Annotated in this window: 22 protein-coding genes; 10 read left to right on the top strand and 12 right to left on the bottom strand. The window is 62.6% G+C overall.

What is annotated here, in order from left to right:
- Positions 1-110 precede the first annotated feature (110 nt).
- Complete coding sequence (locus QQL76_RS08635) at positions 111-914, top strand: SGNH/GDSL hydrolase family protein (RefSeq protein ID WP_499207278.1); 804 nt, start codon at positions 111-113, stop codon at positions 912-914.
- On the opposite strand, the gene QQL76_RS08630 is transcribed toward QQL76_RS08635, so the two are convergent.
- Positions 898-1,056 (bottom strand): hypothetical protein, encoded by a 159-nt coding sequence (locus tag QQL76_RS08630; protein ID WP_164527963.1) that lies wholly within the window; start codon positions 1,054-1,056, stop codon positions 898-900. The genes QQL76_RS08635 and QQL76_RS08630 overlap by 17 nt on opposite strands.
- 240 nt (positions 1,057-1,296) lie before the next feature.
- Between QQL76_RS08630 and QQL76_RS08625 the strand changes: the two genes are divergently transcribed.
- A complete protein-coding gene (locus QQL76_RS08625; protein ID WP_499207277.1) occupies positions 1,297-2,580 on the top strand; it encodes an MFS transporter in 1,284 nt (427 codons plus the stop codon).
- A gap of 3 nt (positions 2,581-2,583) precedes the next feature.
- On the opposite strand, the gene QQL76_RS08620 is transcribed toward QQL76_RS08625, so the two are convergent.
- From QQL76_RS08620 to QQL76_RS08600, 5 genes are all read right to left on the bottom strand, one after another.
- Positions 2,584-3,231 (bottom strand): tetratricopeptide repeat protein, encoded by a 648-nt coding sequence (locus QQL76_RS08620; RefSeq protein ID WP_499207276.1) that lies wholly within the window; start codon positions 3,229-3,231, stop codon positions 2,584-2,586.
- Positions 3,232-3,358: 127 nt separating this feature from the next.
- Positions 3,359-3,484 (bottom strand): type B 50S ribosomal protein L36, encoded by a 126-nt coding sequence (gene ykgO, locus QQL76_RS08615; RefSeq protein ID WP_065998194.1) that lies wholly within the window; start codon positions 3,482-3,484, stop codon positions 3,359-3,361.
- 163 nt (positions 3,485-3,647) lie between these two features.
- On the bottom strand, positions 3,648-4,727 hold the full coding sequence (locus QQL76_RS08610; protein WP_499207275.1) for a 5-(carboxyamino)imidazole ribonucleotide synthase: 1,080 nt from the start codon (positions 4,725-4,727) through the stop codon (positions 3,648-3,650).
- Complete coding sequence (purE, locus tag QQL76_RS08605) at positions 4,724-5,248, bottom strand: 5-(carboxyamino)imidazole ribonucleotide mutase (protein WP_126011809.1); 525 nt, start codon at positions 5,246-5,248, stop codon at positions 4,724-4,726. The genes QQL76_RS08610 and purE overlap by 4 nt, the downstream gene beginning before the upstream one ends.
- Before the next feature lie 10 nt (positions 5,249-5,258).
- Positions 5,259-5,462 (bottom strand): YdcH family protein, encoded by a 204-nt coding sequence (locus tag QQL76_RS08600; RefSeq protein WP_126011811.1) that lies wholly within the window; start codon positions 5,460-5,462, stop codon positions 5,259-5,261.
- 218 nt (positions 5,463-5,680) lie between these two features.
- On the opposite strand from QQL76_RS08600, the gene QQL76_RS08595 reads away from it, so the two are divergent.
- Positions 5,681-5,857 carry a YdcH family protein gene (locus tag QQL76_RS08595; protein ID WP_126011813.1) on the top strand — a complete coding sequence of 59 codons (177 nt, stop codon included), beginning with the start codon at positions 5,681-5,683 and terminating at the stop codon, positions 5,855-5,857.
- Positions 5,858-5,896: 39 nt separating this feature from the next.
- Here the strand turns inward: QQL76_RS08595 and QQL76_RS08590 are convergent, their stop codons facing one another.
- The 3 genes from QQL76_RS08590 to QQL76_RS08580 all read right to left on the bottom strand — a co-directional run bounded on the left by QQL76_RS08590 (position 5,897) and on the right by QQL76_RS08580 (position 8,752).
- On the bottom strand, positions 5,897-6,157 hold the full coding sequence (locus QQL76_RS08590; protein ID WP_126011815.1) for an ArsR/SmtB family transcription factor: 261 nt from the start codon (positions 6,155-6,157) through the stop codon (positions 5,897-5,899).
- Between the two features lie 105 nt (positions 6,158-6,262).
- Complete coding sequence (locus tag QQL76_RS08585; RefSeq protein ID WP_499207274.1) at positions 6,263-7,906, bottom strand: acyl-CoA synthetase; 1,644 nt, start codon at positions 7,904-7,906, stop codon at positions 6,263-6,265.
- Positions 7,907-7,978: 72 nt separating this feature from the next.
- Positions 7,979-8,752, bottom strand: coding sequence for a sulfite exporter TauE/SafE family protein (locus QQL76_RS08580; protein ID WP_499207273.1), 774 nt, complete (start codon positions 8,750-8,752; stop codon positions 7,979-7,981).
- Between the two features lie 99 nt (positions 8,753-8,851).
- On the opposite strand from QQL76_RS08580, the gene QQL76_RS08575 reads away from it, so the two are divergent.
- The 6 genes from QQL76_RS08575 (at position 8,852) to QQL76_RS08550 (ending at position 14,398) form a co-directional block, all read left to right on the top strand.
- A complete protein-coding gene (locus QQL76_RS08575; protein ID WP_499207272.1) occupies positions 8,852-9,511 on the top strand; it encodes a thiamine phosphate synthase in 660 nt (219 codons plus the stop codon).
- 8 nt (positions 9,512-9,519) lie between these two features.
- Positions 9,520-10,671 carry a tetratricopeptide repeat protein gene (locus tag QQL76_RS08570; protein ID WP_499207271.1) on the top strand — a complete coding sequence of 384 codons (1,152 nt, stop codon included), beginning with the start codon at positions 9,520-9,522 and terminating at the stop codon, positions 10,669-10,671.
- 159 nt (positions 10,672-10,830) lie between these two features.
- Complete coding sequence (gene efp, locus QQL76_RS08565; RefSeq protein ID WP_499207270.1) at positions 10,831-11,394, top strand: elongation factor P; 564 nt, start codon at positions 10,831-10,833, stop codon at positions 11,392-11,394.
- A 36-nt stretch (positions 11,395-11,430) separates the two neighbouring features.
- On the top strand, positions 11,431-12,237 hold the full coding sequence (locus QQL76_RS08560; RefSeq protein WP_499207269.1) for an inositol monophosphatase family protein: 807 nt from the start codon (positions 11,431-11,433) through the stop codon (positions 12,235-12,237).
- Between the two features lie 79 nt (positions 12,238-12,316).
- The gene (locus QQL76_RS08555) at positions 12,317-13,363 is read left to right on the top strand and encodes a flagellar motor protein MotA (protein WP_499207268.1); all 1,047 of its coding nucleotides are present in this window, start codon (positions 12,317-12,319) and stop codon (positions 13,361-13,363) included.
- 3 nt (positions 13,364-13,366) lie between these two features.
- The gene (locus tag QQL76_RS08550) at positions 13,367-14,398 is read left to right on the top strand and encodes a peptidoglycan -binding protein (RefSeq protein ID WP_126011831.1); all 1,032 of its coding nucleotides are present in this window, start codon (positions 13,367-13,369) and stop codon (positions 14,396-14,398) included.
- A gap of 26 nt (positions 14,399-14,424) precedes the next feature.
- Here QQL76_RS08550 and QQL76_RS08545 read toward each other — a convergent pair whose 3' ends face one another.
- A complete protein-coding gene (locus QQL76_RS08545; protein ID WP_499207267.1) occupies positions 14,425-16,203 on the bottom strand; it encodes an ABC transporter transmembrane domain-containing protein in 1,779 nt (592 codons plus the stop codon).
- A gap of 219 nt (positions 16,204-16,422) precedes the next feature.
- On the opposite strand from QQL76_RS08545, the gene rpmE reads away from it, so the two are divergent.
- Positions 16,423-16,644, top strand: coding sequence for a 50S ribosomal protein L31 (gene rpmE / locus QQL76_RS08540; protein ID WP_126011835.1), 222 nt, complete (start codon positions 16,423-16,425; stop codon positions 16,642-16,644).
- A gap of 127 nt (positions 16,645-16,771) precedes the next feature.
- Here the strand turns inward: rpmE and rcdA are convergent, their stop codons facing one another.
- Together rcdA and QQL76_RS08530 are read right to left on the bottom strand one after the other, a co-directional pair.
- Positions 16,772-17,287, bottom strand: coding sequence for a protease adaptor protein RcdA (gene rcdA / locus QQL76_RS08535; RefSeq protein ID WP_126011837.1), 516 nt, complete (start codon positions 17,285-17,287; stop codon positions 16,772-16,774).
- 445 nt (positions 17,288-17,732) lie between these two features.
- Positions 17,733-17,921: a DUF1192 domain-containing protein gene (locus tag QQL76_RS08530; protein ID WP_404862809.1), complete on the bottom strand. Its 189-nt coding sequence runs from the start codon at positions 17,919-17,921 to the stop codon at positions 17,733-17,735.
- Positions 17,922-17,959: the final 38 nt, after the last annotated feature.

The raw sequence follows: 17,959 nt of genomic DNA, 5'->3' as shown, positions 1-17,959 counted from the left end.
CCTTCTAGACCGGCCTTAGCCGAAACGTTCGATTGTGCATTGCAAGATGTGACCGTCCGCCACCCCTTCCAAGGGTGGCGGGCGGTTTCGTTTTGTGAGACAGGATCGGAATGCGTTATCGGTACAACGGCCTTCTCAGCTGGCTGCTTTCGCCCATTGCCCTCGCGCAGAGCTTTGGCGTTCGCCGACGCACGCCGCGCCTTTCTCCGCCGCCTGGGCGCACCGCCGGCCAGGTCGGATCGCAGTCGGAGCCACGCTTCCACATTCTCGTCATGGGCGATTCGTCGGCGGCCGGCGTCGGTGCCGATCACATGGACGAGACGCTGGCACCCAAGCTTGCCGCGCGGCTTTCGGAGCATTTCGGCGCGTCGGTAAAATGGCGCACGATCGGCGCGAATTCGGCCACCACCGAGGAATTGCGCGATCACGTCATCCCGAACATCCGGCGCGAGCCTTTCACGCACATTCTGGTGCTGGCCGGCACCAACGACATGAAGGATTTTGTGCCGCGGCGGCGCTTCGACGACGGATTCGGCGGGATGCTGTTTGCGCTGCACGCCAAATGGCCCGATGCGACGCTGATCTGGTCGCCGATCATCGACATGCGCACCGTGCCGGCTTTGCCGAAACTGCTCGGCCAGATTCTCGAACTGCGCGTTGCGATGATCAACGAACTCGGCCATCAGCTTTGCCGCGAACGGTTTACGATCGCCGCGCCACGCCTCACCGCCCATGACCGCGAAGGCTTCGCCATCGACGGCTTTCATGCGAGCGCGAAGGGCTACGGCTATTGGGCAGACCTCGTGGCAGGCGTCATCATCGAATCGGAAACGCGCCGGTCGCGCGGGCTTTTCCCGGTCCGCGACGCGGAAGCCGAAACGCCAGAACCCGACATCGCTATGTTGGGCGAATAAGCACCGTCGCCATGGTGACGGCGAGCGCCACCACTGCGATCTTCCAGAAATCCTTGCGGCGTTTGAGGCCGGGAAGCCCGAGTGGACGAATGATGTGAACGATCATCGCCAGCAGGAGCAGAATCGAGATCGCCTTCGACATGCATCGTCTCCTCAATCAGAGTGCCGTACGCCCGCCAAGGCGCACCGAGCCGCTCCGACTCATTTCAGCACGAGCATCGGAACTTCCGATAATCGAATCCCATCGCCGGGCCAACGCCGTGGCACAGCCATAAAGCAGCGCTCGCCTGGGTCAACCGCATCGCATTTTTGAACGTGATGGGTTTTCCTTACCGGTGAAGTTCTGTATCCGGCGGCTATCGAATGGATGACGGACTGAGTGATGGCCCGCAACCTGCTACCCATCTTCGCTCTTCTCCTGGGCACGGCCTTCCTGCTTGCCGGCAATGGTCTTCACGGCCTTTTGCTGCCCATGCGTGGTTCGATGGAGGGTTTTTCCTCCGCCAGCCTCGGTCTTCTCGGCACGTCATGGGCCAGCGGCTTCGTGCTCGGCTGCCTGCTCGCTCCGCGGCTCGTGAAGCGAATCGGGCATGTGCGGGCGTTTTCCGCCTTTGCAGCCGGTGCAGCGATCGTGGCCCTGCTCACCGGCCTTCTGGTCGACCCGATCGCCTGGATCCTGCTTCGGGCGCTCACGGGCTTTTCGATGGCCGCCGTCTTCATGGTCATCGAGAGCTGGCTCAACGAGCGCTCGACCAATGACAGCCGCGGCATGGTGTTTTCGCTCTACATGACGATCACCTATGTGGCGATCGTCGCAGGGCAGATGTCGATCGCCACCGGCGACATCTCAACGCCAACATTTTTCATGATCGCCGGCATACTTTATTGCATGGCGTTGCTCCCGACTGCGGTTTCGAGCGCCGTCAGTCCCTCCCCCCTCAGGGAAGTGCGGCTCGATCTCAAGGGGCTCTATCGCAATTCACCGGTCGCCTGCGTCTCGATCTTCCTGATCGGCGTCGCCAATGGTGCGTTCGGCACGCTGGGGCCGGTGTTTGCGGCACAGGTCGGCCTTGCGGAAGGCGCAGTCGCATCGCTGATGAGCGTGACGATCTTTGCGGGTGCCGTCGCCCAGTTTCCAGCCGGGCGCCTGTCGGACCGTGTGGATCGCCGCTACGTGCTTGCCGCTGTCGCTGCACTTGCTGGCACGGTCGGCATTTTGATGATGGTCACCGTCGCGACCGATCTCACCGTGCTGTTCGTGCTGATCGCGCTTTACGGTGCCGCGTCCTACACGCTCTACCCGATCGCCGTCGCCCACGCGAACGACTTCGCCCGCCCGGAGGATTTCGTGAAGGTATCGGGCGGCTTGCTGCTGCTTTACGGCATCGGAACGATCGTCGGGCCGACGATCGGAGGCCCGGCGATGGACGCCGGAGGGCCGCATGCGATCTTCGCCGTCACGCTCGTCTCGCATCTGTCGATCGCGGTCTACGCCATCCTCAGATCGCGCCGCCGTGCTGCAGTGCCAGACGCCGACAAGGAGGCGTTCAAGACGCTTCCCTCGGTGCGCGTGGCGACGCAGCAGGGCATTCACCTCGACCCGAGGGCGAATGTGGACAGCCCATCGGAGCCCGGACCGAGCGACCGACAGTCCTCCGCAGCTTGAAGATCAGACAGGGTCGCCTTCGATCTTGTCCTCGATCTCGACCACTTTGCCCTGTGCGTTGCGGTCGGACGGATAGATTTCGAGAACGCGCTCATAGGCACGCAGAGCCAGCCGGTCGTTGCCCGCTTCGGTCATAATCGCGGCCATGCCCGACAGGGCGCCGAAATGGCGCGGCTCGAGTGACAGCACACGGTGGATGTCGGCCAGCGACTTGGCATGATCGTCCATCATGAAATGCAGCGTGGCGCGCTTGTTGAACCCTTCGGGAAAGTCCGGCTTCAGCACGGTGACCTGATCGAGCAAATCCAGCGCAGTGCCGTAGCGCTCGTCCTCCATCGCCTCGGTCGCCCATTGCATCAGAACATTGACGGTAGCGCTGCCGGAATCACCCCATTCGGCCCAGATTTCCCTGACGATGCGTCTGCCTTCGGCCGGGTCGCTCACGCGCTTGAGATTGGCGAACAGCCCGTCTAGCGGATCGGCATCGCTGATTTCGCCGGTCAAGGCGGCTGCCTGAGGGGAAGTTGGCTGCGCAACCGCGGGACTGTCGGCGGGTGACTGATTGGCGTCTTGCGCAAGCGCGAGCGTGCAGGGCACGACGATCAGCGTCGCGGCGAGCAGAGCGGTTCGGGCGGACAGGGTGCGTTGCATGGGAAGAGGGTAGAACAGACCCCCCGATTTGCAATCGCAAAATATCGTGAGGACCCGCAAGCGTCAGCTGCGAGCCCTCTGATCTTTCAACAACAATGACATCGCCCCACGAGAGGGCGACGCGCAATCAGCCCTGACGGGCCTTGAAGCGCGGATTCTGCTTGTTGATGATGTAGACCCGGCCCTTGCGGCGAACCAGGCGGTTCTCGCGGTGACGGGTCTTCAGCGACTTGAGCGAATTCTTGATCTTCATCTTACTCTGTCCGCAAAAGGCCCGCTCGACTGCCTGAGGCAAGACCGGGCTTTAAACAATCAAAACGCGCCCAATGAGGCGCGCTGGAAACGTTGGGCGGGGTGTATATCCTCCCCCGGAACGTGTCAACCGATGGCAGCCACGTAATCCTGCAAAATCCGGATCAAATGCGCGGTTTCACCCGCGTATAATGTCCCATCTTGCGGCCTGCCCGCGCTTCGCCCTTGCCATAGATGTGAAGCGAAACATCCGGCTCGGCGGCGAGGTGAGCAATCTCGGCAACTTCGCGGCCGAGCAGATTGTACATCTCGCAGTCGCTGTGGCGTTCCGTCGAGCCAAGCGGCAGACCGGCGACCGCGCGGATGTGATTCTCGAATTGCGAGATCAGGCAGGCAGCCTCGGTCCAGTGGCCGGAATTGTGCACGCGCGGCGCCATCTCGTTGGCAATGAGGCTGCCATCGGCGAGCACGAAGAACTCGATGCCGATGACACCGACATAGCTGATGCTTTCCAATACGGCAGAGGCGGCAGCGATCGCAGCTTCGGCCGTGGCCGTGGAAATAGAGGCCGGAACGGTCGACGTGGCCAGAATACCGTCACGATGCACGTTTTCAGCGGGATCGTAGAATACCATCTCGCCATCGCGGGCGCGCACGGCGATCACCGACACTTCCCGTTCGAACGGGACCACCGCTTCGAGGATTGCCGGCACCGCGCCAAGATCGGCGAACGCGTGGTCGGCCAGATCACCCTTGGAGAACCGGCGCTGTCCTTTGCCATCATAGCCGAGACGGCGCGTCTTCAGGATGCCCTCACCCTCAAAGTCCGCCAGAGCCGCCTCCAGCATCTGCTGGTCGTCGACGACGCGGTAAGGCGCAGTGGCGATGCCGGCCTTTTCGAAGAACCGCTTCTCGGCCAGCCGGTCCTGCGACACTTCAAGGGCGCCCACCGGCGGGAAGACCGGTACGGAGCGCGACAGATGCGTCAAGCCGCCAACAGGAACATTCTCGAACTCATAAGTGAGCACATGGGCAGAGGACGCCAGCTCTTCGAGCGATTCGAGGCTGTCGTAAGCGCCGATGATCTGGCGGTTGGCAACCTGGGCTGCCGGGCAATCGGCCTGCGGCTCCAGCACGACTGTGCGATAGCCGAGCTTTGCTGCCGCCATGGCAAGCATGCGCCCAAGCTGACCACCGCCGACGATGCCGATGGTGCTGCCGAGCGGCAGATGGACGGTGCTCATGGATGCTTGCTTTCACTGGCCGGCTGGGAATCGTCGACCGGGCGCTCGGCAACGGCCTCGGTTTGTTTGCGGCGCCATGCGTCGAGGCGGTCGGCAAGGGCGGCATCGTTAAGCGCAAGAACGGCGGCTGCCATCAAGGCGGCGTTGACCGCGCCGGCCCGGCCGATGGCGAGCGTTCCAACCGGTATGCCAGCCGGCATCTGAACGATCGAGAGCAGGCTGTCCTGGCCGGACAGCGCCTTCGATTCGACCGGCACGCCGAACACGGGCAGAGGCGTCATGGCAGCTGCCATGCCCGGCAGATGCGCCGCGCCGCCGGCACCGGCAATCACGACCTTGAAGCCGGCATCGCGGGCACCCTTGGCGAAGGCGACGAGCCGATCGGGGGTCCGATGCGCGGAAACGATGCGCGAATCATAGGCGACATCCAGTGCATCCAGCGTTTCGGCCGCGTGGCGCATGGTGGCCCAGTCGGACTGGCTGCCCATGATGATGGCGACGGGCGTCCCAGCGGCGCTCATGGCCTGCTCCTCACGCAATGATGTCCGGTATGATCTGGTCCTCGATCTGCGAGATCCGGTCCTTGATGATGAGCTTTTTCTTCTTCATGCGCTGGATACGCAGCGCCTCGCAGCCGATCTGGATCATGGCCTTGATGGCGACGTCATAATCTTCGTGCTCTTGCCGCAGCCGCGCCGCCATGAGGCGCAGTTCACTTTGATCCTGATCGGACATGCCCTTCCCCACTCGACACCGGAAAAGCCACGCTTTGCGCAGCAGCCACAGTGCATTTTCGGGGAGGCTCGTACCACACATTCGGGCGTAACGGGAAGTTATCAATGGTCATGAAATCACCTTCGACAATCCACATTTCCCATGGCACACTTCCTGTTTCCGCAACCGGCGCTCGCGTCCCAGACGGGGCGTCGATAACCGAAGGAAGGAAGTTGTACATGACCGTTGAGGCTCATCTCGCAACACTGAAGCAGAAGCATGGCTCCCTGGAGGAACAGCTTCACGCGGAGAGGACCAGACCTTCCGGAAAAGATCAGACGATTGTCGAACTCAAACGTCAGAAGTTGCGTCTCAAGGATGAGATCGAGCGGTTACAGGCAAAGATGAGCCACTAGGCTCGTCATCCGCTTTCAAGAGGATCACGCGATACGGGCTCAAGCCCAGAACTGGTCGAGCCAGATGTTCAGGCGCATGAAGCCTGCATTGTCGATCGCGTAAATCCGCCGCGTGCCCTGCGGCTTCACGACGACCAGTCCGCTGTCCAGAAGCGCCTTGAGGTGCTGCGAGACGGCGGGCCGGCTGATTGGCAGCCCCTGCGCCAGCTCATTCACCGTTTGAGGCGCGCGACGAAGCTCCTCCAGCAGATGGCGGCGATTCGGATCGGCAATGGCTGCAAACGGATCCAGGGTCGGCATGGCTTGACGGTAAGTCAAAGCCGATTTGCGGGCAAGCGATTTTGTGCACTGCAGCGAAGATGTTCAGTGCGATTTACTTTCCCGCTGCTCCAGCGCAGATGCAGCTTAAAGAGCTTTGGCGCGATCCCGTAGAACAAATTTCTGGATTTTGCCGGTCGATGTCTTCGGCACCTCACCGAAAACGATGCTTTTCGGGCATTTGAAGCGTGCCAGATGCTGCCGGCAGTGTTCGATCAATTCTTCTTCCGTTGCTGCGCGGCCGGCTCGCAATTCGACGAATGCGCAAGGCGTTTCACCCCATTTGTCGTCCGGACGCGCCACGACGGCCACCGCCTGCACGGCCGGATGCCGATAAAGCGCATCCTCGACCTCGATCGACGAGATGTTTTCGCCGCCGGAAATGATGATGTCCTTGGACCGGTCCTTGAGCTGGATGTAGCCATCCGGATGCATGACGCCGAGGTCGCCGGAGTGGAACCAGCCGCCCGCAAAGGCTTCGTCGCTTGCCTTGCGGTTCTTGAGATAGCCTTTCATGACGATGTTTCCACGAAACATCACCTCCCCCAGCGTCTCCCCATCGGCCGGCACGCGTTCCATAGTCGATGGATCGATGACGGCCAGATCCTCGAGCGCATTGTAGCGCACGCCCTGGCGCGCCTTCTTCGTGGTGCGGGCCTTCGGGTCCAGATCGTTCCAGTCGCCCTTCCATTCGTTGACGACCGCCGGACCATAGGTTTCCGTCAGTCCGTAGAGATGCACGACTTCGAAGCCGGCATCCGCCATGCCGGACAGCACCTGTTCCGGCGGTGGCGCGGCGGCGGTGTTGAAGGAAACTGTCTGGGGGAAGTCGCGCTTGTCTTCGTCCGGCGCGTTGATCAGCGTCGACATGACGATCGGCGCGCCGCAGAGATGGGTGACGCCGTGATCGGCAATCGCGTCATACATGGCCTTCGCCCGCACCCAACGCAGGCAGACATGCGTGCCTGCCACCACGCCCAGCGTCCAGGGGAAGCACCAGCCATTGCAATGGAACATCGGCAAGGTCCAGAGATAGACGGGATGCTTGCCCATGCCGGACGCGACGACGTTGGAGTAGCCCATCAGCGCGGCACCGCGATGGTGATAGACGACGCCCTTGGGGTTTCCCGTGGTGCCGGATGTGTAGTTCAGCGAGAGCGAGTCCCACTCGTCTTCCGGGCCGGCCCAGTGATGGTCCGGGTCACCCGATTGCAGGAACTCTTCGTAGTCGATCTTGCCGATGCGCTCGCCTTTCGGCGCCGGTGCATCATCGGGGTAGTTCGGATCGTCATAATCGATGATCGTCGGTTTAACGGTGGCAAGCTTCAAGGCCTCGGCGACGAGACCCGAAAATTCGCGGTCGACGATCAGCACCTTGCTGTCGGCATGATCGAGCTGAAAGGCGATGATGGCCGCATCCAGCCGGGTGTTGATCGAATGCAGCACGCCGCCGGACATCGGCACGCCGTGATGAGCCTCCAGCATAGCCGGCGTGTTCGACAGCATCACCGACACCGTATCGAAGCGCTTGATGCCGGCAGCCTGAAGCGCGGAGGCGAGCTTGCGGGAGCGTTCGTAGAAGGTCCGATAGTCCAACTTCATGGCGCCATGGATGATGGCAATGTGATCGGGATGGACGTAGGCGGCACGCGCGAGATGCGCAATCGGCGTCAGTGGCTGGTAATTGGCCGGGTTGCGATCGAGATCGGTCTCATAGGCACTGCCGCTCATTGACGTCTTTCCTCCCCTTCGGCCGCGCTCCCCGCACGGCTGACGCACACGATATTGAGATTGTCGCCGCGATCAAGCGAGGAGGCCGGCAAGCCCGTCCCAGATCAGCTTCAACGCGGCGAGAAAGACCATTCCATACATGAAGGGGTAGAAGCGTTCGGCCCGGATGCGGCGCACGATCGCGGCGCCGGCAAGGGTAGCGATCGGCGCGAGCGGCAGGAGCACGAGCGATGCCTGAAGATTGGACGTATCGAACTGCCCGAGTGCCAGATAGGGAATGACCTTGACGGCATTGACGACGGCAAAGAACCGCACGCTGGTGCCCACATAGGTGCGCGGTTCCTGACGCAGCGCTAAGGCGTAGACCTGATAGGGCGGGCCGCCGGCATGCGAGATGAAACTCGTGAACCCCGAGACAGTGCCCCAGAACACACCCTTCACGCGATTGTGCGGCCGTTCGCCCGAAGGCGCACCACCGCGCAGCTGCCAGGCACGGCGCGCATAGTCGAGGGCGAAGATGAGCGCCACGACGCCGACCAGCAGCTTGATCATGGCATCGGTGACGAACGCGGCGGTCATCCAGGCGATGCCGATCCCGATTATTGCGCCGGGCAACATGATCCTCAGGGTCATGCGATCGCTGTGATGGCGCCACGACCACAGGCCCACCATGTCCATGACGATCAGGATCGGCAGAAGGATCGCAGCCGCCTGAACCGGCGGGACGACGAGCGACATCAACGGCACGCCGAGCAATGCCATCGCGCCGCCAAGCCCACCCTTGGAAAGGCCGACCAGCAGGACGGACGGGATTGCGGCGGCGTAGAACCAGGGATCGGAAAGCATCGGCGACCAGTTGAACCTTTGTTGCCACGCGTCTATCCGAGATCGGCGGGGATTGCGAGCGGCGACCAGACGGCCCACCCGCGCACAAGGAGCCCAGGCGTGAGCAAGGCAGAGTTCGAAGACAGATGCAGATTGGTTTTGGTGACGCAGCCCGGCGACGACGTCGACGCGCAGGGTGAGGCGCTCTCACAGGCGCTTTCCGGTGGCGACGTCGCAACGGTGATCGTCCCGCAGGCCGGCCGTGACAATGACCTCTTCCAGACGCTCGCCGAAAAGCTCGTTCCAATCGCACAGGACAAGGGCGTCGCCGTCATCATCGCAGGCGACAGCCGCGTGGCCGGGCGCGCCCGCGCCGATGGCCTTCACGTGGAAGGCGCCACATCGGATGCGGCCGAAGCGATCGAGAAATTCGCACCCAAGCTCATCGTCGGCGTCGGCAATGCCAAGGACCGGCACGGCGCACTGGAGCGCGGCGAACTGCGGCCCGACTACATCTTCTTCGGCAAGCTCGATGGCGACATCAAGCCGGAAGCCAATCCCAAGGTTCTCGATCTTGCCGAATGGTGGTCGGCCATGATCGAGATCCCGTGCATCGCCATGGGCGGCACCGCCGTATCCTCCGCGCTGGAAGTCGCGGAAGCCGGGGGCGAGTTCGTCGCTCTCGGCAAAGCGATCTTCGATCATCCTGCCGGTCCCGCTGCCGCCGTTCAGGAAGTGAATGCCCTGCTCGCCGAAAAAGCGCCACGGTTCAGCGATTGATGCCGCTCATGGGGCATGTCGGAACGCCAAGGATCGATCGAGCCGAACGACGCGGGATTGCGGCGCTTGTTGCCCTGTCGCTGGTTGCTGCCCTTGGCCTTGGACAAGCATCGGCACAAGACGCCGAAGGGGCTCCGCCGGCTGAGGACACGCAGGCGGCGCCGACCACGGACCGTCTTCTCGGCAATGGCGAAAGCAACATCCAGCCCGGCGAACCAGGGTTTCTGATCGAACGGCTGGCCGGCGAACAGCGCCCCATCGGGCTCATCGGCGGCGCCATCCTGCCGGCACCGAGCGTCGCGCCCCTGCCGGCCGATTTCGCGACCGATCCGACACCCGCCAAGGCCTATGCCGCTTTTCAGCGTGGCTACTATCTGACCGCCATGGACATGGCGCTTCCGCTGGCCGGAGATGGCGACGCGGCTGCGCAGACGCTGGTGGCGGAGCTCTTTTCCGAAGGCTTTGCCGTTCCGCGCGATCTCGAACAAGCTGCGTTCTGGTATGGGCAGGCTGCTGCCGGCGGGGATCGCGAAGCTCAGTTCAAATATGCGATGATGCTTCTCGCGGGGCGCCACACTGAAGCCGATCCCGAACGCGGCCGGGAGTTGATGAAGCAAGCGGCGGACGCCGGGCATCCCATGGCATCCTTCAACTACGGCCAGCTTCTCGTCGATCAGCAGCGAGGCCAGGCGGGACTGATCGCGGCAATGCCCTACTTCGAACGCTCGGCGGCTGCGGGCGTGGCTGATGCGCAATACGCGCTGTCGCAGATCTATGTGAATGCCCGGGATCTCGATGAAGCGCAGCGCGACACCGCGCGTGATTGGCTGGCGCGTGCTGCCGCTTCCGGCTTCGATACAGCACAGCTCGATCTCGCCATCTGGCTGATCGACGGTATCGGCGGCGATGTCGATTATGAGGAAGGGTTCCGCTGGATGCAGATCGCAGCCAATCGCGGCAATGTGGTTGCCCAGAACCGCCTGGCACATCTCTACATCAACGCGATCGGCACCCGCCCCGACCCGGTCGCGGCTGGTCGCTGGTACGTGCTGTCGCGGCGGGCGGGCTATAACGACCCGGTCCTCGACGACTTCTTTCGCGGCCTGACCGACGAGGAACAGCGCCAGGCGATCGAAGCGGCAAACCGCTTTCTCGGCTGAGCGTTCCACGCCCGAGACTGCGCTCCGACCGGCACCGGGCTTGAAAGCCGGCCGCATTTGTGGTCTTGAGGCGCGCAATCCCGGAAAGCGCGCTCTGAGCGATCGCAATCGGACCCATCCGACGTCTTCCGGTCGTCCAGATGTCAACGGAAAAGACTCATGAAGATCAACGGCAACGAAATCCGTCCCGGTAACGTCATCGAGCACAATGGCAGCCTCTGGGCCGCGGTGAAGACCAACGCGGTCAAGCCGGGCAAAGGCGGCGCCTTCAACCAGGTCGAACTGAAGAACCTCCTCGACGGCACCAAGCTCAACGAGCGGTTCCGCGCTTCCGAAACGGTCGAGCGCGTGCGCCTGGAGCAGAAGGACTTCCAGTTCCTCTACGAGCAGGGCGACATGCTCGTGTTCATGGACAACGAAACCTACGAGCAGCTCGAGCTTCAGAAGGATTTCGTCGGCGATCGCGCAGCCTTCCTGCAGGACGGCATGATGGTGACCGTCGAACTGTACGAAGACAAGCCCATCGGCATCTCGCTGCCGGACCAAGTGGTCCTCACCATTATCGAGGCAGACCCTGTCGTGAAGGGCCAAACGGCCGCGTCGTCCTACAAGCCTGCTGTCATGGAAAACGGCGTGCGCGTCATGGTGCCGCCCTTCATCGAATCCGGCGAGCGCATTCTCGTGGACACCAACGAGATCACCTATATCCGCCGCGCCGACTGATCAGGCTGCCCACTCCTCTTCGCGAAAGCTCTCCCGATGGCCCGCTCCGCCCTCTTGAACGTCATGGTCCAGGCCGCAATGAAGGCCGGGCGGTCTCTGTCGCGAGACTTCGGCGAAGTGCAGAACCTGCAGGTTTCGCTGAAGGGTCCCGGCGACTATGTCAGCCAGGCCGATCGCAAGGCCGAAGAGATCATTCGCTCCGAACTGTCGCGTGCCCGCCCGACCTATGATTTCCTCGGCGAGGAAAGCGGCGAGACCAAGGGCACCGACGGTGCGCATCGCTGGATCGTCGATCCGCTGGATGGCACGACCAACTTCCTGCACGGCATTCCGATGTTCGCGGTCTCGATCGCACTGGAGCGCAATGGCGAGATCGTCGGCGCCGTGATCTTCAACCCGGCGATGGACGAGCTCTACACCGCAGAACGTGGTGGTGGCGCTTTCCTCAACGATCGTCGCCTGCGCGTCGCGGCCCGCAAGAAGCTGTCGGACGCCGTCATCGCGACCGGCATCCCTCATCTTGGCCGCGGACACCACGGCAAGTTCCTCGTCGAGCTGCGCAACGTCATGGGCGAAGTCGCGGGCGTTCGCCGCACCGGCTCCGCCGCACTCGATCTCGCCTATACGGCTGCCGGGCGCTTCGACGCCTATTGGGAAAAGAACATCGCCGCCTGGGATATCGCTGCCGGCATGCTTCTGGTGCGCGAGGCCGGGGGCTACGTGACCGACCTCGAAGGCGGCAACCGGATGTTCGAGAGCGGAACGGTTCTTGCCGGCAACGAGTACATCCACAAGGCGCTGAAGGACGTGGTGCACCGCCCTGCTCCTGCAATCGGCGGTTAATCTTCCGCCACCACGCGGCTTTCTTTCCGTCTTGATTTTCGGTTACTGTCCGACCCTATGACGATTGGAGCTGCTGTTCATGGCAGGATTGAAATTTTCGGGCTGGGGCATTTCTGAAGACGGCACCGGCGCCGATCCGCATAAATTATCGAGCCCGCTCGTCTTCTTCTGGAGCATGCTGATCTTCCTGATCATCGTCGGCTTCCTGGCGGCGATCCTTTATCGGCAGATCCAGTCCGCTTTCGTGACCAATCCCGGCCTCAATGGCCTGATCTTCGGCGTGCTGCTGATCGGCGTCCTGCTGGCCTTCAACCAAGTGCTGCGGCTTCGCCCGGAAGTGCGTTGGGTGAACTCGTTCCGTGCGGCCGGCAGTGCCGAAAAGGCGGGCCGCGAGCCGGTGCTTCTTGCGCCGATGCGCGCATTGATCGGGCGCCGCCAGGAAATGGCGCTTTCCACCTCGTCGTTGCGGTCCATCCTCGATTCCATCGCGACGCGTCTCGACGAGTCCCGCGATACCTCGCGCTATCTGATCGGTCTTCTCGTCTTTCTCGGCCTGCTCGGCACGTTCTGGGGCCTTCTCGGCACCATCGGCTCCATCAACAACACGATCCAGTCGCTGGATCCGGGATCGGGCGACACGAACGACATTCTTGCGTCGCTGAAGGCGGGCCTTAGCGCTCCGCTCGGCGGCATGGGCACGGCGTTTTCGTCGTCGCTCTTCGGCCTATCGGGATCGCTGATCCTCGGCTTCCTCGACCTGCAGGCCGGGCGCGCGCAGAACCGGTTCTACACGGAACTGGAAAACTGGCTCTCGACGGTGACGGACATGGATTCCGAAACGATCGTCAACGAGATGGCGCGCGGGACGGGTTCGACGGAAGAGCTTCGGCTGCTCTCGGAACGGCTGCAGGCCATGTCACAGGAAAACGGCATGTCCCAGCGCTCCACCACCGCCATGGCAAATCTGGCCGAAGGCATCCAGGGGCTGGTGAAGAACATGCGGTCCGAGCAGCAGATGCTGCGCGACTGGATCGAGGCGCAGCAGCGGGAAACGCGCGCTCTGCGCGAGACGCTGGAGCAGATCTCGACGCGCATCGATCCCGACCGCCCGCGGAAAGAAGGCTGATCCATGGCCCTGGCGCGCAACAGGCGGCGCGAGCGGTCCGTCGATTACTGGCCGGGTTTCGTCGACGCGCTGTCGACCCTGCTGCTCGCCATCATGTTCCTGCTGTCCGTCTTCGTGCTGGCGCAATTTCTGCTGAGCCGCGAGATTTCAGGCCAGGACGAGGTTCTGAACCGGCTGAACAGCCAGATCAACGAGCTGACACAGTTGCTGGCGCTCGAACAGGCCGTTGGCCAGGACGCTGAAGATGCGCTCGCCAATCTGCGTGCGTCGCTCGCCCAGTCCGAGCAGGAGCAATCGCGTCTGCGCGAGTTGCTGAGCTCCAACCAGGGCGTCTCGGCCGAAGCCGAAGCGCAGATCGGCATGCTGGAAGGCACGCTCGACGACGAGCGTCAGGTCAGCCAGCGGGCGCTGAACCAGGTCGAATTGTTGAACCAGCAGATTTCCGCCCTACGCAGCCAGATCGCGGCTCTGGAAGGCGCGCTCGACGTTTCCGAAGCGCGTGACGCGGAAGCGCAGACGCAGATTGCCGATCTCGGCCGTCGCCTGAACGTCGCGCTCGCGCAGCGCGTGCAGGAGCTGAACCGCTACCGCTCCGATTTCTTCGGCCGTCTCCGGGAGATCCTTTCCGACCGCGAAAACATCCGGATCGTCGGCGATCGCTTCGTGTTCCAGTCGGAAGTTCTGTTCCCTTCAGGTGGTGCCGAACTTAACCCGGAGGGCATCGATCAGATGGGTGAACTGGCGACGGCCGTTCTGGAGCTCGCACGCGAGATCCCCTCCGACATCAACTGGGTGCTGCGCGTCGACGGCCATACGGACAATGTGCCGCTGTCCGGCACCGGCCGTTACGTGGACAATTGGGAGCTTTCGTCGGCCCGCGCGACCTCGGTCGTCAAATACCTGATCTCGCAAGGTGTCCCGGCCGAGCGGCTGGTTGCGGCAGGCTTCGGCGAATTCCAGCCGATTGCGGAAGGCGACAGTCCGGAAGCACGCGCCACAAATCGGCGCATCGAGCTGAAGCTGACGGAACGCTGATAGCCGGCGTTCCGATGTGAGCGAGCTTACTTCGCCGCCTGGATGAACTCGGTCTGCCCGTGATCGAACTGCAGGCGCGCCAGCCGCGCATAGACGCCGTTGCGCTCCACCAAACTGCGGTGCGTGCCCTCTTCCACGATGCGTCCGCGATCCATGACGACGATCCGATCCGCCTTGAGCACGGTAGCGAGCCGGTGCGCGATGACGAGCGTCGTGCGGCCCTTCATCAGCCGCTCCAGGGCCTGTTGCACCAGTTGCTCGCTTTCGGCATCGAGCGCGGAGGTCGCCTCGTCGAGAATGAGGATCGGCGCATCCTTCAGAATGGCCCGCGCGATCGCGATGCGCTGGCGCTGTCCACCGGAAAGCGTGATGCCGCGCTCGCCCACCATCGTGTCGTAGCCGTCGGGCAGCGCGGCCACAAAGATATCCGCGTGCGCTGCCTTTGCCGCCGCCAGAATGTCCCCCTCGCTCGCGCCGGGTCGGCCGAAGGCGATGTTGTCGCGCACCGTGCCCTGGAAGATCGTCACATCCTGCGGCACGATCGCAATGCGCGCACGAACCTCTGCAGGATCGGCCTTGGCGATGTCGACACCGTCGATGCGCACCGTGCCCGACACCGGGTCGTAGAAGCGCAGCAGTAGGGCAAAAAGCGTGCTCTTGCCGGCCCCTGAAGGGCCGACGACGGCAACGCTTTCCCCGGGTTTCACCTGAAGATCGAAATCATCGAGCACCGGCATGTCGTCGCGCGCGGGATAGGCGAAGGCGATGTGATCGAACTCGATGGCGCCCACCGGGGGCACCGGCATCGCGATGGGGTTGGCCGGCGCGCGGATCTCGGGCACCTCGTCCAGCAGTTCCGACAGGCGCTCGGCGGCGCCGGCGGCTTGGGAAATCTCGCTCCAGACCTCGGACAAGGCCGCGAGCGCGCCAGCGGCAAACAGCGAATAGAGGAGGAACTGGCTGAGCGTGCCGGGCGACATCGTGCCGTCGAGCACGCGTTGCGCGCCGAACCACAAAACGGCGACGACGCTCCCGAATGCCATGCAGATCGCAAAGCCGGTCAACACGGCGCGCGCCCGCACAGCGTCACGCGCTGCGGTGAAAGCCGTCTCGATCGCGTGGGAAAACAGGCCGTTGGCGGTCGGTTCGTTGTTGTAGGACTGGACGGTGCGGGTCGCGCCGATCGTCTCGCTCGCATAGGCCATGGCGTTGGCGAGCGTATCCTGGGCGGCGCGCGAGCGGCGGCGCACGGCGCGGCCGAAAGCCACGATCGGGAACACGATCAGCGGAATTGCGGCCAGCACCAGGCTCGACAGGCCCGGGCTCGTGACGATCATCATGCCGATGGCGCCGATGCACAGGATCATGTTGCGGAGCGCCAGCGATGCCGTCGCGCCGACCGTCGATTTGATCTGCGTGGTGTCCGCCGTCAGGCGCGAGACGATCTCGCCCGATTGATTGACGTCGTAGAAGCCGGCGGAAAGCCGCGTCACATGCGAAAAGACGTCGCGGCGAAGGTCGGAAACGACGCGCTCGCCAAGCGTGATGACGAAATAGTAGCGAAAGGCGCTCGCCAGCGCGAGGAGCACCGCAATCACCAGGAGCATGACGAAATATGTCTCGATGAAACCGGCATCGGATTCGGAAAATCCGTGGTCGATCATGCGCCGGACGGCCATCGGCAGGGTCAGCGTCATGCTGGCGGCGAGAACGAGAAAGATCAAAGCGCCAGCGACCAGCCCGCGATAGGCCAGCACATAGGGCAGCAATCTCGCAAGCGGTCGCAGCGAGCGCCTCTTGTTCACGCTAGGGGCCGTTTGCGCCACGCTTTAACTCTCCTACTCCCGCCCGGCCCCATTTTCCCCCAGGGCTCTTGTTATCGATTTGCCCTTCCTGTATAGGCTCGCCAACAAATTAGGAAGCTGCGAGCCTCAATGGCGGCGCTTTCATTTCCCATTTGAGCCGATTTGACGCAACGCCTATTTCGTCACGGCGGCTCGCCAAGCAGTCAGGAAGCCAGGACGATGAAAGCCGACATTCATCCCAACTACCACACGATCAAAGTCGTCATGACGGACGGCACTGAATACACGACGCGCTCCACCTGGGGTTCGGAAGGCGATACGATGAACCTCGAGATCGACCCGAAGTCCCACCCGGCATGGACCGGCGGTGGCCAGCAGCTCATGGACCGTGGCGGCCGTCTCTCGAAGTTCAAGAAGCGCTTCGAAGGCCTCGGCCTTTAGGTTTCGATCTCTCGCGAGATCCAAAAAAAGCCCGGTCGCGAGACCGGGCTTTTTTCGTTTCGACGGTGGCTAAAGTCGCAGATGAAGAAGGAGAGAACGGCAGTTTCTCTCCTTCCGACGAGGCGTGTCAGTGGTGGCCGAATGCCGTCTGCAGCAATGAAAGCTGTGCCTTCACGCTGTTTTCGTTATCGGCAAATGCCGGCATCACTTCCGGCCGATAGATTTCACGATCGAGCAGCGCAACGCGTGCCTGAAGACGCAGCGAACGGGCCACGAGGTCGCGGAACTGCTCGGGGAGATCGTCCCAGCCCGGCGCGTTGGCGTCGATGGTGAAGCTGTCGATCCGCACCTTGTTCTTCTCGGACATCACCTGGTCGCGGCTCATCTCGCCGTTGTTGACCGCACGCTGCAGCAGGAGCCACGAGGCGAGCTGCATCAGCCGCGTCGTCAGCCGCATGGACTCCGCCGCGTAGAGAATGGACGCAAGACGCGGCAGGTCCTTGGATGCGATGCGACCCGGACCATCGAGATAGCTTGCCGTTTCTTCCACCAGACCCATGCCGTCGGCATACAGTGTCTTGAATGGGTTGGACGTCGCCATGTGACCGGCAAAGCTGATCATGTTGCTGGACGTTTCGCTCATGTTCGAATTCCGCCTCGATATCAGTTGACCCGCCGTGCCGCATTCTGCGGTTCTCGCCTGCAGGCTGTGTCGCGTCGGCACATCATGGCCGTCGCATTCTTGAATGCTGTAACACTCCAGGCAGAATCAGGTTCCGTTCCGCCGTCATGGGGTGATCGATCTCTATCCGCAGAATGGTACGTCGACAGGGCTTTGCGCAAGATCGTTCTTAAGAAAGGGTTAATGTCCACATGTGCGGCAAATGCGCCGTGCCTTCCTGCGACAAAAAAAAGAGCCGCAAAAGCGGCTCTCGAGAGTTTAACAGGGAGGCGTCAAACAGAGTGACCAGCAGTCAGTCTGCAATCGTCCAGAAGCTCCGGACATGAGCATTAGACACTATTAACCGTTAATGCCTGGTTAATGGGCCGGGCCCGCTGCTTCTTTTCGAGAATTCGAGCGATCCCCATCAGCGAAAAAACCGCTCTGCCGCCGCCTTGCTGGATGTCTTCATCTCGATTTCCTCTTCCAGCCGCGCAATCTCGCTGCGCAACGCATCGATGCGCTGCCGCAATTCGTCGGCGGAAAGAAGCGCCAGATCGGCGCCGATCTCATGGACGGGTTTGCGCGTCGGCGGCATGTCATCGAAAATGGCCATCGGCTCATCACTCCTTACGCTTCACGCTTGGACCGAAT

This window comes from Rhizobium albus, from assembly GCA_030160035.1.
GTDB lineage: Bacteria > Pseudomonadota > Alphaproteobacteria > Rhizobiales > Rhizobiaceae > Georhizobium > Georhizobium albus.
The sequence above is the reverse complement of the archived record's forward strand: the minus strand, read 5'-3'. Positions and strand labels throughout refer to the sequence as shown.